The 12,601-nt window shown below is 72.2% G+C and carries 10 protein-coding genes and 2 tRNA genes; 5 read left to right on the top strand and 7 right to left on the bottom strand.

Features of this window, described 5'->3' with window-relative positions; all coding sequences use genetic code 11:
- Positions 1 to 23: 23 nt before the first annotated feature.
- The 5 genes from AB0I28_RS26125 to AB0I28_RS26105 all read right to left on the bottom strand — a co-directional run bounded on the left by AB0I28_RS26125 (position 24) and on the right by AB0I28_RS26105 (position 7,116).
- On the bottom strand, positions 24 to 1,991 hold the full coding sequence (locus AB0I28_RS26125; protein ID WP_357497550.1) for an AAA family ATPase: 1,968 nt from the start codon (positions 1,989 to 1,991) through the stop codon (positions 24 to 26).
- Positions 1,992 to 2,095: 104 nt separating this feature from the next.
- Positions 2,096 to 3,061, bottom strand: a complete 966-nt coding sequence (locus AB0I28_RS26120; protein ID WP_357497548.1) for a DUF1731 domain-containing protein — start codon at positions 3,059 to 3,061, stop codon at positions 2,096 to 2,098.
- Between the two features lie 153 nt (positions 3,062 to 3,214).
- Entirely contained in the window at positions 3,215 to 4,045 is an 831-nt protein-coding gene (locus AB0I28_RS26115; protein WP_357497546.1) for a sugar nucleotide-binding protein, read from the bottom strand.
- A gap of 4 nt (positions 4,046 to 4,049) precedes the next feature.
- A complete protein-coding gene (gene aspS / locus AB0I28_RS26110) occupies positions 4,050 to 5,831 on the bottom strand; it encodes an aspartate--tRNA ligase (RefSeq protein ID WP_357497544.1) in 1,782 nt (593 codons plus the stop codon).
- Positions 5,832 to 5,883: 52 nt separating this feature from the next.
- Positions 5,884 to 7,116, bottom strand: a complete 1,233-nt coding sequence (locus AB0I28_RS26105) for an MFS transporter (protein WP_357497542.1) — start codon at positions 7,114 to 7,116, stop codon at positions 5,884 to 5,886.
- Between the two features lie 141 nt (positions 7,117 to 7,257).
- On the opposite strand from AB0I28_RS26105, the gene AB0I28_RS26100 reads away from it, so the two are divergent.
- From AB0I28_RS26100 to AB0I28_RS26085, 4 genes are all read left to right on the top strand, one after another.
- Positions 7,258 to 7,332, top strand: a tRNA-Ala gene (locus AB0I28_RS26100).
- 17 nt (positions 7,333 to 7,349) lie between these two features.
- Positions 7,350 to 7,421: transfer RNA gene (locus AB0I28_RS26095), tRNA-OTHER, on the top strand.
- A gap of 27 nt (positions 7,422 to 7,448) precedes the next feature.
- Positions 7,449 to 8,756, top strand: a complete 1,308-nt coding sequence (locus tag AB0I28_RS26090) for an SDR family NAD(P)-dependent oxidoreductase (protein ID WP_357497540.1) — start codon at positions 7,449 to 7,451, stop codon at positions 8,754 to 8,756.
- On the top strand, positions 8,750 to 9,922 hold the full coding sequence (locus AB0I28_RS26085; RefSeq protein ID WP_357497538.1) for a gala protein: 1,173 nt from the start codon (positions 8,750 to 8,752) through the stop codon (positions 9,920 to 9,922). Before AB0I28_RS26090 ends, AB0I28_RS26085 begins: the two co-directional genes overlap by 7 nt.
- A 48-nt stretch (positions 9,923 to 9,970) precedes the next feature.
- Here the strand turns inward: AB0I28_RS26085 and hisS are convergent, their stop codons facing one another.
- Together hisS and AB0I28_RS26075 are read right to left on the bottom strand one after the other, a co-directional pair.
- Positions 9,971 to 11,308, bottom strand: a complete 1,338-nt coding sequence (gene hisS, locus AB0I28_RS26080) for a histidine--tRNA ligase (protein WP_357497536.1) — start codon at positions 11,306 to 11,308, stop codon at positions 9,971 to 9,973.
- A 63-nt stretch (positions 11,309 to 11,371) separates the two neighbouring features.
- The gene (locus tag AB0I28_RS26075) at positions 11,372 to 12,085 is read right to left on the bottom strand and encodes an MBL fold metallo-hydrolase (RefSeq protein WP_357497535.1); all 714 of its coding nucleotides are present in this window, start codon (positions 12,083 to 12,085) and stop codon (positions 11,372 to 11,374) included.
- A gap of 213 nt (positions 12,086 to 12,298) precedes the next feature.
- Here AB0I28_RS26075 and AB0I28_RS26070 point away from each other — a divergent pair, with 213 nt between their 5' ends.
- Positions 12,299 to 12,598, top strand: coding sequence for a hypothetical protein (locus AB0I28_RS26070; RefSeq protein WP_357497533.1), 300 nt, complete (start codon positions 12,299 to 12,301; stop codon positions 12,596 to 12,598).
- The last annotated feature ends 3 nt before the right edge of the window (positions 12,599 to 12,601 follow it).

Below are 12,601 nucleotides of genomic sequence, written 5' to 3'. Positions count from 1 at the left end.
ACAGCGTGATCACGCCGCCGACCTCACACCGCCAGCATCTCCGGCAGCGGCTCGGTGTGCACGATCGTCAGCCGCGACACCGCGCGGGTCAGCACGACGTAGAGCCGGTGCAGTCCGCGAGCCTCGGCCGCCACGATCCGGGCGGGTTCGGCGACGATCACATGGTCGAACTCCAGGCCCTTGGCCAGCGACGCCGGCATGAGGGTGACGCGCTCGTCATCGGTGGGCAGCATCGCCCGCACGGCGTCGAGGGTCTCCTCGGTGCCGATCACGCCGACCGAGCCCTCGTAGGCGAGCGCGTCGGTGACGGCCTTGGCGAGTTCGCCGTCCAGGGTGGTCGTCTCGCGCAGGTCGAGCAGGCCGTCACGGCGCAGGGAGCGGGCCTCGGGGACGTCGACGTCGAGGGCCGGCAGGAGCCGGTTGGCGAGGGTGATGATCGATTCGGGGACGCGGAAGCCGGTGGTCAGCGCCACGACGCGGCCGTCGGGCTTGCCCATGTGCTCCATGGACACCGTCCAGTCGCGCGCGGCCCACGGCGAGGTGCCCTGGGCGAGGTCGCCGAGGACCGTGACGGAGCCGTGCGGGCTGCGGCGGGCGATGGCGCGGCACTGCATGGCCGACAGGTCCTGCGCCTCGTCGACGACGACGTGCCCGAAGCCGGCGGGCCGGTCGAGGAGGCCGGCGATCTCGTCGGCGAGGACGGCGTCGGCGCGCGCGAACTTCGGGGCCTTGGTGCGCGAGGCGAGCAGGTCGAGCTCTTCTGGCGTGAACAGGTCGCGGTTGAGTTCGGCGCGCCATTCGGCGTCGGTGAACAGCCTGGTGAGGAGCTTGCGGGGGTCGAGGGCGGGCCATACGGCGTCGAGGACGGCGGTGACGGTCTTGGAGCGGCCGAGTTTGCGCAGCCAGCTCTCGGTCGGCGACTCGCCGGTGCGGCGCTCGATGCTGCGCTGGACCGCGTTGACGGTCAGCGCGCGGACCCGTTCACGTCCGAGGTGGTAGGGCAGGCCCTCGCGGCGGGTGTCGTCGATGAAGCGGAGGATCTCGTCTTCGCCGATGCGGTGACGCCAACCGCCGTCGGTGACGGTCGTGGTGCCTTCGGGGCGCCGGATGTGGCTCCACACGGCGCGTCGGAGGAGTTCGGCCATGCGCACGTCGTGTTTGAGGATCTCGACGTTCTCGGGGTCTGCGCCCTTCAGGGGCAGGGGCGTCATCAGGTCGTCGACGGTCACCTGGGTCACGTCGACCTCGCCGAGGGTCGGCAGGACCTGGTCGATGTAGGACATGAAGGCGGTGTTGGGGCCGACGACGAGGACGCCGTTGCGTTTGAGGCGGTCGCGGTGGCCGTAGAGCAGGAAGGCCGCGCGGTGCAGGCCGACGGCGGTCTTTCCCGTGCCGGGCGCGCCCTGGACGCAGATGGAGTCGGCGAGTGCGGCGCGGACGAGGTCGTCCTGCTCGGGCTGGATGGTGGCGACGATGTCGCGCATGGGCCCGACGCGGGGGCGTTCGATCTCGGCGGCCAGCAGGGCGCTGCCGGTCTCCTCACCGCCGGCGGTGAGCTTCTCGTCCTCGAAGCTGGTGAGGTGCCCGCCGTCGAAGCCGAAGCGGCGGCGCAGGTCGACCTCCATGGGGTCGCGCACGCTGGCCTGGTAGAACAGGCGCGAGACGGGTGCGCGCCAGTCGAGGACGAGCGGTTCGCCGGTGTCGTCGACGACGTGGCGGCGGCCGACGTGGAAGCTCTCGACGGGGAAGTCGAGGCGCCCGAAGAACAGTGGGATGTCGGGCAGGTCGACGAGGTCTTTGAGTCGCAGCGCGCGGGCCTTGCCGAGTGCCTCACTGGAGAAGGCGTTGCCACCGACGTCGACGAGGCCGGTGGTGCGGTCGCGCATTCGCGCCAGGGCGACGTGGGAGGCGGCGAGGTGGGCGCGCTCGGCCTCGAGTTCGGTGGTCAGGTTCGTCTCGTGGGCGGCGTCGGTCGACGGGGCTTGAGGCATGGTGAAGCGGCCTTCGGCTCGGTGGTTTGTGGGGCCCACTGCCTTAGGCCCGGCCGTGCTCGGCGGCACGTCCGGAACGCCCGGCTGCGACGGGGGTAGCGAGCCTACACTCTCCCCTCGCGCACGCGCCGGACCAGGTCGGCGGCCGCGAGCCGCCACCGGGGGTGGGCGAAGGCGAAGCCTGCCTCGGGGAGTCTGCCGGCGATGACGCGGCGGCTCTTGAGGAGCAGTTCGGTGTCGGAGCGCATCGCGACCGCGCCCAGTTCGGCCATCCACTTGGTGGCGGGCAGGCCGATGGGCGTCTTCGCGGCGGCGCGCAGTCCGCGCATGAGTTCGCGTTGCGGCAGCGGGTCGGGGGCGGCGAGGTTGACCGGGCCGGTGAAGTCCTCGCGGTCGATGAGGAACTCGACGGCGCGGCTGAAGTCGTCTCCGTGGATCCAGGAGACGTACTGCGCGCCGCCGGCGACCGGTCCGCCGAGGCCGAGACGGGTCATGCGCAGCAGGACGTCGAAGACGGAGCCCTTGTCGGGGCTCATGACCATCGCCGCGCGCAGGGCGACCTTTCGGGTGGTGGGAGTGTCGGCCTCGGACTGCGCGCGTTCCCAGGCGCGGGCGATGTCCACGCTGTACTTCCAGTAAGCGGGGACGTCCGGCTCGAAGCCGCCGAGCGTGCCGGACTCGTCGTTCGGCGGGTCGGCGGGCTCGCCCGCGAAGTGGGCGTAGATGGTGGCGGTGCTCATCTGAAGCCACACGCGCGGCGGTTTCACCGCCGTCGCGATCGCCTCCCCGACCGCGCGGGTGGAGTCGACGCGCGAGTCCATCATCGCCCGCAGGTTCTCGGCGGTGTAGCGGCAGCTGACGCTGCGTCCGGCGAGGTTGACGACGGCGTCGCAGCCGTCGATCTCGGCGGCCCAGTCCCCCAAGGTGCGACCGTCCCAGGCGACGGTCCGGACGGGCTTCGCTCCGCCGGCGTGACGGCTCACGTGGACGACTTCATGGCCCTGGGCGAGCAGGGCGCGGGTGAGCACGGCGCCGACGTGGCCGCTGCCTCCGGGGATGACCACCTTCATGAGGGGGAGCCTAGCGCGAAGTTGAACGTGTTCAAAATCGGCTCTCGTCGCTGCCGTGCTCTTCCTCGGGCACAAGACGAGGATCCAGATGTGACATAAGTAAGGGTTATCGACCGTCATGGTTCTGCGGGAGGACCTTTTCGCCGCTTCCCGCTACTCCCCCAGGAACTCCCGCGCCCCACGCAGCCTCGTATGCAGCGTCCTCGCCGCCAGGCCGCTGTTCAGCGTCGTGTCCGGCGCCCGCGGCACTCCCGCCTCGGATCCCTTCCCGGCCGGCACTTCGGCGGGGTCGAGCCCCTCCCCCACCGCGATCAGGCACCCGATGGTGTGGCGGTCGAGCGCGTCGGCGCCGCCGAGATGGATGACCCCTGCGAAGTCGCCAACCGCGAGTTCCAGCAGGGCCGCGGCGAGGTCGTGCGGATGGACGGCGCTGCGGACCTCGTCGGCGAACAGCACGCCCTCGGCCCGCCCGCGAGCCAGGTCGAGGCTGAAACGCTCGTGTTTGCTGCCGCCGTCGCCGAGGACCAGCGAGGTCCGCGCGACGACGGCGGACGGATCGACGGCCCGCACGACCGTCTCGGCCGCCGCCTTCGCGGCACCGTAGCGGTTCACGGGCTCGGGCAGCGCCGACTCGTCGTAGGGAGCACGCCGGCCGGAGAACACCGCGTCGCTCGACAGGTGCACCAGCCGCAGGCCGTTCGAGGCCGCGGCGACCGCCACGTTCGCGGCGCCGTCGGCGATGCTCGCCCAGTCGTCGAGGTCCGCACTGACGGCGGTGTGCACGACGGCCTCGACGCCCGCGCCCGCGACCAGGGCGGCGACCGCCGCGCGGTCGCGGATGTCGAGCCGGGACCACGCCACGCCCGGAATGTCCCCGGGCGAGCGGTGGTAGGTGCCGGTCACGCGGTGCCCGGCGTGCAGCGCACACCGGGCGACCGCGCCACCGACGTAACCGCTGGCACCGGTGACCAGCAGATGGACCATGTCCCTAGGAGGCGGTCTGCTCCGCGGCGGCCTTCTCGGGCACCGCGTCGACACCGGCCTCCTTGCGCTGGGCGGCCGTGATCGGCGTGGGCGCGCCGGTCAGCGGGTCGTGCCCGCCGCCGCTCTTGGAGAAGGCGATGACCTCGCGGATCGAGTCGACACCGGACAGCAGCGCGCAGATCCGGTCCCAACCGAAGGCGATGCCCGCGTGCGGCGGGGGCCCGTACTGGAAGGCGTCGAGGAGGAAGCCGAACTTGTCGGCGGCGTCCTCGTCGGTGATGCCGAGGGTCGAAAAGACCCGGCGCTGCATCTCGGCGGAGTGGATACGCACCGAGCCGCCGCCGATCTCGTTGCCGTTGCAGACGATGTCGTAGGCGTAGGCGAGGGCGTCACCGGGGTTGTCCTGGAAGCTGTCGGCCCACTCCGCGTTCGGCGAGGTGAACGGGTGGTGCAGGGAGGTCCAGCCCTCGTCGGTCTCGCCGAACATGGGGGCGTCGACGACCCAGAGGAACGACCAGGCGTTCTCATCGATGAGGCCGCAGCGGCGGCCGATCTCCAGGCGGGCCGCGCCGAGCAGTTCCTGGGCGTCGACGCGCTTGTTCCCGGCCGCGAAGAAGATCGCGTCGCCGGGCTTGGCGCCGGCGGCGTCGGCCAGGCCCGCGAGGTGCGCCTCGGAGAGGTTCTTGGCGACCGGGCCGCGCGCCTCGCCGGTCTCGCCGTCGAGGACGACGTAGGCCAGGCCGCGGGCGCCGCGCGCCTTCGCCCAGTCCTGCCAGCCGTCGAGCTGCTTGCGGGACTGCGAGGCGCCGCCGGGCATGACGACCGAGCCGACGTAGCCGCCGGACTCGATGGCCTGCGCGAAGACGCGGAACTCGGTGCCGCGCAGGTAGTCGGTGAGCTCGGTGATCTCCAGGTCGAGCCGCAGGTCGGGCTTGTCGGAGCCGTAGCGGTTCATCGCGTCGTGCCAGGTGAGCCGCTGGATCGGGCCCTCGATCTCGTGGCCGGCGAGCTTGCTCCACAGGGAGGTGATGATCTTCTCGCCGAGCGAGATGATGTCGTCCTCGGTGACGAAGGAAGCCTCGATGTCGAGCTGGGTGAACTCCGGCTGCCGGTCGGCGCGGAAGTCCTCGTCGCGGTAGCAGCGGGCGATCTGGTAGTACCGCTCCATCCCGGCGACCATGAGCAGCTGCTTGAACAGCTGCGGGGACTGCGGGAGGGCGTACCAGGTGCCGGGCTTGAGCCGGACCGGCACGAGGAAGTCCCGGGCGCCCTCGGGCGTCGAACGCGTCAGCGTCGGCGTCTCGATCTCGGTGAAGTCGAGGTCGTGGAGCAGGTTGCGGGCGATCCGGTTGGCCTCGCTGCGCAGCCGCATCGCGCCGGACGGGCCGGTGCGGCGCAGGTCCAGGTAGCGGTAGCGGTGCCGGACGTCGTCGCCGACCTCGACGTTGTCGTCGATGGGCAGCGGAAGCGGCGCGGCGACGCTGAGCACGGTGAGCGTGTCGGCGACGACCTCGACCTCGCCGGTGTTCAGCTCGGTGTTCTCGTTGCCCTCGGGGCGGCGCGCGACGGTACCGGTGATCTTGACGCAGAACTCGTTGCGCAGGGCGTGCGCGGCCTCGGCGACCTCGCCCTCCCGGAACACGACCTGGACCACGCCGGAGGCGTCCCGCAGGTCGATGAAGTCGACACCGCCGTGATCGCGGCGGCGCGCCACCCAACCGGCGAGAGTGACCTGCTCGTCGACGTGCGTGGCGCGAAGCGCGCCCGCCTCATGACTGCGATACAAGGGACGGTCTCCTTAAGGACTGCTGTGGCAGGAATGCTCGGCCGTCATTGTTTCAGGCGGCCTCGGGCAGCGCGTCACCCGCCCGCACCGGCGCGACCGGCTCGCCCGGCGAGGCGTTCTTCCCCGTCCACAGCACCATGAGCAGCCAGCCCGCCAGGGCGATCAGGACACCGGCGCCGCCCGCGACGACGAAGCCCCACCCGGGGCCGAAGCGGTCGATGATCGCGCCGACGACGGGGGCGCCGATGGCACCGCCGATCGTGATCGCCGAGCCGTGCAGGCCCATCGCCTCGCCGCGCACGGCGGCGGGCACGATCTGGCTGACCCGGTCGACCATCGAGGTCAGCGCCGGCGCGCACAGCAGCCCGGCGGGGATGAGGACGATCGCCATGATCCACCACTGGGTCGCCAGCGCGATCGGAAGAAGCCCGAGGCACATCGCGGCCAGCAGCGCCATGGGGTGGAACTCGCGGGCGAGCGAACCGTAGAGGAAGCCGCCGACGAGTGAGAAGGCCGCCCACATGCCGAGCACGATGCCCGCCTGCGAGGCCTGGCCGTGCGCGGTGAGCAGCGCGACCATCGACACCTCGCCGCCGGCGAGGGCGACGGTGGCCGCGACGGCGCCGATCAGCATGGCGACCATGGGGCCGCGCAGCCAGGTGCTGCGCGGCGGGCGCGCCTGGCCGGCCATCTCGGCGAGCTCGGCGGCGGACTTGGTCGGCGGGTTGAGCCAGATGAGCAGGCTGCCGGAGACGGCGACGAGGCAGCCGACGCCGATGAGGGCGATGTGGCTGTTGGCGGTCGCGACGAAGATGGCCGCGGCGGGAGCGACGATGAAGGCGAACTCGACGCCCATGGAGTCCAGCGAGTAGGCGGTGCGGCGCATGTCGACGGGGACCATGGCGGCCAGGCCCTGGCGGATGGCGCCGAAGGCGGGCAGGCTGAGCAGCCCCGCGGGGAACGCGACGGCGAGCAGGGCCTCGTAGGGCAGCAGGGTCGCCGACAGCCAGAAGGCGCTGGCGGTGATCGTCGTGGTGATCATGACCGGGCGAAGGCCGATCTTGTCGATGATCCGGCCGCTGACGGTGGAGCCGACGGCGGCGCCCACGGTGAGCGCGGCGGCCACGAGGCCCGCCTGCAGGTAGTTGCGGCCGAGGGTGTCGCGGATGTGGAAGAGCAGCGTCATGCCCGCCGCGGCGACCGGGAAGCGCGCGGCGGATCCGACGAGGAGAAGCATCGTCACGCCGGGCAGCGCGAAGACCTTCTTGTAAGGGGTGAGATTCATGCGGGTGGTGACCTCCGCGATCAATCCTCGCGGCTGGGTACGACCTTTGTCTTGTGCGTTGGGCGGTGATTCCACTCACCATGATCCAGAGTTGCCGCGATGCGGACCGTGGCGGCGTCGGCATAGAGTGCTCCACAATGCCCGGATGTAGTGCAGCCCGGCCGTCGCACCGTTCTCGCAGGGCGGAGGACGCGGGTTCGAATCCCGCCGTCCGGGCAGGTTCCACCTTCGAGGGCCCGGTAGCGCAGAGGTCGTCGCACCGCCCTTCAAGGCGGAGGACGCCGGTTCGAATCCGGCTCGGGTCCACACTTCGTCCTCTGGGAGGAACAGCGGTGGACGTGCCCACGCCCGACGAGATGGCCGCCTTCCACGCCATGCTCGGCCGGCTTCGCGAACTGCCCGCCGACCACGACGTGCGCCTGCGTGCCGAGCATGCCGCCGGGTCCTTCGCCCGCGACGGGCGCCTGCGCCGCCGCAAGGCGAAGGAGGCGATGGACTCGGTCGCCGACAGAGGTCTGCTGGCCGCGACCGCCACGGGTGCGGCGGAGCGGGCCGAGGACACCGCTCTGACCACTGTGGACGGTACGGCGGGCGAGTTGCGCCGGTCGCACCGCTGCTACGTCTGCAAGGGCCACTACCGCCACGTGCACGCCTTCTACCACCGCCTGTGCCCCGAGTGCGCCGTCGACAACGCCCGCCGCCGCGACGCCGGCACCGACCTGTCGGGCCGCCGTGTCCTGCTCACCGGCGGCCGCGTGAAGATCGGTTTCCGGCTGGCGCTGATGATGCTGCGCGACGGCGCCGAGGTCGCGGTCACCACGCGCTTCCCCCACGACGCGCTGCGCCGCTTCCACGCGGCGGGCGCGCCGGTCGAGCGGCTGAGCGTGATCGGCGTCGACCTGCGCGACCCCCGCCAGGTCCTGGCCCTCTGCGAGCGCGTGGCCGCCGCCTGGGGCGGTCTGGACGCGCTGGTCAACAACGCCGCGCAGACGATCCGCCGTCCCGCCGGGGCGTTCGCGTCCCTGGCCGCGCGGGAGACCGGTGCGCTGCCGCCCGGCGCGTGGATCGCTCCCGGCTTCGCGCAGGGCCAGGCGGCGCTGCCCGCCGCAGCGAGCGCCGCCGTCCTCGACGAGTCGGGCCTGCTGCCCGACCTGTCGCCGGACAACTCCTGGTCGGCCGAGCTCGGCGGTCTCGACCCGGCCGAACTCCTCGAAGTGCAGCTCGTCAACGCCGTGGCCCCCGCGCTGCTCTGCGACCGGCTCCTCCCGCTGCTGCGGTCGTCGAAGGCGAAGCGCCGCTACATCGTCAACGTGACGGCCGTGGAGGGCCGCTTCGCGGTGCGGCGCAAGACCTCACGGCACCCGCACACGAACATGGCCAAGGCCGCGCTGAACATGCTCACCCGCACCAGTGCCGGCGAGCTGGCCGGCGAGGGCGTCTACATGTGCGCGGTGGACACCGGCTGGATCACCGACGAGAACCCCGCGCCGAAGAAGGCACGACTGTCGGCCGCCGGGTTTCGCACCCCGCTCGACATCGTCGACGGTGCCGCCCGCGTCTACGACCCCATCCTGCGCGGGGAGGCCGGGGACCCCGTGTGGGGCGTGTTCCTCAAGGACTACCGGGAGGCCGAGTGGTGATCGAAGAGCACGCCGGGATCGGGCCGGTCGCCCCCCGGCCCGCCGCCGACCTCGCTCACCTGCTCGCGTGGCTGCGCACCGGGGAGGCCGTCGCCGAGCGCGTCGACTTCCCCGCCGGCACCGCGCTGCCCGACGGCCGCCTCGACCTGTGCAAGCAGGACCTGGGGCCGCAGGGCGCCGCTCTGGTCGCCGGCGCGCTGCGTCCCGGCCCGGTCAAGCACCTCCTGCTGGGCACCGACGGCCTCGGCGACGCCGGTGCCGCCCGCTTCGCCACGGCGGCCGTCGGCATCAGCGCCGAGACCCTCTACCTCGGCTGCAACGGCATCACGCCGAGAGGCGCGCACGCCGTCGCCGACGGGCTGCGCGCCTCACCGCAGGCGCTGTCGGGCGTGTGGCTCAAGCGCAACCCGCTGGGCACGGAGGGCGGGAGCGCCGCCGCCGGGATCATCGACGCGGTGACCGGCCTGCGCAGCCTCGACCTCGTCCAGACCGGTCTCGACGCCACCGGGCTCGGCCCGCTGGCCGACGCGGTCGTCGCCGCGCACGCCGCCGGGCGCGGCCTGGAGCGGCTTTACGTGGGCGGGAACCCCTTCGGCCCGGCCGGGGCGGAGCCGCTGGCCCGGATCGTCGCGGCGGGCGCCGTGGGCGAGCTCTACGTGTCGGCGGCGGGGCTGGGCGACGCGGGTGCGTTCCTGCTGGCGGAGGTGTTGGGGACCGCTCCGCGCGGTGCGCTGCGGCGGCTGTCGCTGGCGAGCAACGGGATCGGGCCCGATGCGGCGGCCCGTGTCGTCGAGGCCTGCGCGGCGGCGGGTGTGGAGGCCCTCGACCTGGGCCGGGTGCTGATGGCGCGGCCGCTGGGAGCGCTCGGCAACCGTCTCGACGAGGCCGCGGCGCGACGGGTCGGGACGGCCCTGGCGGCGCGACCGCACGAGCTGTCGGTGCTGGTCTTGTCGCAGACGGGCCTGGACAGCCGCTCGGCGAAGTGGCTGCTGGAGGGCGCGCGGCGGGCGGTGTCGCCCACCCGGTTCATGCTCGGCAAGGGAATCGCGCGCACGATCCGCAGGGAGCTCACCGCGCTGGCCGCGAGCGTGCCCGAGCGGGAGATCCCGCCCGGCGTGACCGCGATCCGCAGCGTGCACCGCACGGCGGCCGAACCGCCGGAGTAAGGCGGACATGAGAGGGCCGCCGGTCGCCCGGCGGCCCTTTCGGCGGCTCTATTCCCCCGCGCCCTGGACCTGCGGGCGCAGGTCGGCGGCAGGCGGGGTCCACGACTCGACGTCGACCGGGACCTGCTCGCCGCTGCGGATGTCGCGCAGTTCCGGGCCGCCCGACTCCCCTTCGGGGAACAGGACGTAGGGGATCTGGCGCCGCTGCGCGAAGCGGATCTGCTTGCCGTACTTCTGCGCCGCGGGGGCGACCTCGGCGGCGATGTCGCGGGTCCGCAGCGCCCGGGCGAGGCGGTCGCAGTCGCGGCGGCGCTCCTCATCGGGAAGGGCGACGAGCACGCACGTGGGGGTGTCGCGCGTCGCCGACAGCTGCCCGCCGCCGAACAGCGCGCCCAGGATCCGCGAGACGCCGATCGACAGCCCCACGCCCGGGTAGGTGCTCTTGCCGTCCGAGGCGAGGGTGTCGTAGCGCCCGCCGGAGCAGACCGAGCCGAGCCGCTCGAAACCGTCGAGGGTCGTCTCGTAGACCGTGCCGGTGTAGTAGTCGAGGCCGCGCGCGATGCGCAGGTCGGCGGTGACCAGGCCCGGCGCCTCCTCGGCGGCGGTCGACACGACGACGGCCAGCTCCGCGAGCCCTTCGTCGAGCAGCTCGTCGGTGACGCCCAGCGCGCGCACGGACTCGACGAAGGACTCGTCGGGCGCCGAGATCTCGGCCATCGCCAGGCATGCCTTCACCTGCGCGTCGGACAGGCCCAGCTGCTCGGTGAGGAGCTTGCCGACCCCGTTCGGGCCGATCTTGTCGATCTTGTCGACGACGCGGATCGCCTCCATGGGGTCGGCGACGCCGAGCCCGCGGAAGAAGCCCTGGGAGACCTTCCGGTTGTTGACGTGCATCCGGATCGGCGGGATCGGCAGCCCTCGCAGCGCGTCGGCGATGACCAGCGGCAGCTCGACCTCGTAGTGACCCGGCAGGGAGTCCTTGTCGATGATGTCGATGTCGGCCTGCCAGAACTCCCGGTAGCGGCCCTCCTGCGGGCGCTCACCCCGCCAGCAGGGCTGGATCTGGTAGCGGCGGAAGGGGAACTGGAGCTTGCCGGAGTTCTCCAGCACGTAGCGCGCGAACGGCACGGTCAGGTCGAAGTGCAGGCCCAGACCGGAGTCGGTGTTGTCGCCCTCCTCGGCCTGGAGGCGGCGCAGGACGTAGACCTCCTTGGAGGTCTCGCCCTTGGCGAGCAGGTGCGCCATGGGCTCGACGGCGCGGGTCTGCACCGAGGCGAAACCGTGCAGTTCGAAGGTGCGCTGGAGTTTCTCGATGAACCGCTGCTCGACGATGCGCTGCTGCGGAAGCCATTCGGGGAAACCCGAAAGGGGCGTGGGACGTTCCATGGGATTTTTCTCCTGTACGCGGAGGAATCGGCGACGGGCAGGCAGCGGCGCCGGACGACGGGCCTAGAGGCCGCGTCTCGGCGCCGACATATGCTCCGGGCCGCCGCCCAGGAAGTCCGGGCGCAGGAAGGGGTTGGCGCGACGCTCGGCGCCGATCGAGGTACCCGGGCCGTGCCCGGGCAGGACGTCGATGCCGTCGTCGAGAGGCAGGATCGTGCGGCGCAGGCTGTCGCGCATCGCGTCCATGCTCCCGCCGGGCAGGTCGGTGCGGCCGATGGAACCGGCGAAGAGCACGTCCCCGGTCAGGAGGGTGCCGGTGTTCCCGCCCTCACCGGGCAGACCGAACATCACCGAGCCGCGAGTGTGGCCGGGCGCGTGCGTGACAGTGAAATCGAGCCCGGCGAGGCGCACCGGGGCGCCGTCGGTGAGTTCGGCGACGTCGTCGGGCTCGGTCCAGGTCAGCCGGCCGCCGAAGAACGCGCGCGTCTCCGGCGACAGCCCCTTGAGAGGGTCGGCCAGCAGCTCGGCGTCGTCGGGGTGGATGTAGGCGGTGATGCCCCTGGCCCCGCAGACGGGCGTGACGGAGAAGGTGTGGTCGAGGTGCCCGTGCGTGAGCAGGACCGCGACCGGGCGGAGCCGGTGGCGGGAGAGGACCTCGTCGAGGCGCGCGTCGATGCCCAGTCCGGGATCGACGATCACGCATTCCTCGCCTTCGCCGGGAGCGACCACATAACAATTCGTGGCGAACGCGTCGGCGACCAGGCTGGTGACGAGCACCTTTCGTCCCTCTCTAGACCTCTTCGGGAGAATCCGCGGTTCCTTTCCCGCCGATTCCCCGGTAGCCTACCGACTCTCCGAGCGCCGATGAATTGAGTATGTACGTATACACTCGCCGTCGTCGCAGACACCAGAACGATTGTGCTGCCGCGCACCCCTCGATCAGCGGGGACGCGTGCCCGCAGTGCCCAGGAAGCAGCGAGGAGTACGACTGTGCCGTCGTCGAAGGGCAAGGCCCGGGAGCGCGAGCTCGCCCGAGCCAAGGCCGAACGCCAGCTGGCCCGACGCGCCGCCGCCGCGCGCAGGCGCCGCCAGTGGCAGGCCGGGCTGGTCATCGGCCTCATCATCGTCGCCGCCGTCGGTGTGGCCATGATCTTCGACTGGGGCCCTTTCGCCGACGACAAGTCCAACGAACAGCCGGACGTGACGACGTCGACGTCGACCGACCCGAGTTCGACCCCTTCGGAGGACACGTCTCCGAACCCCTCAGACGAACCCTCCGACGACAAATAGCCG

The sequence above is a fragment of the Phytomonospora sp. NPDC050363 genome (assembly GCF_040655735.1).
Taxonomy (GTDB): Bacteria; Actinomycetota; Actinomycetes; order Mycobacteriales; family Micromonosporaceae; genus Phytomonospora.
This window is presented reverse-complemented; position numbering and strand designations above follow the sequence as displayed.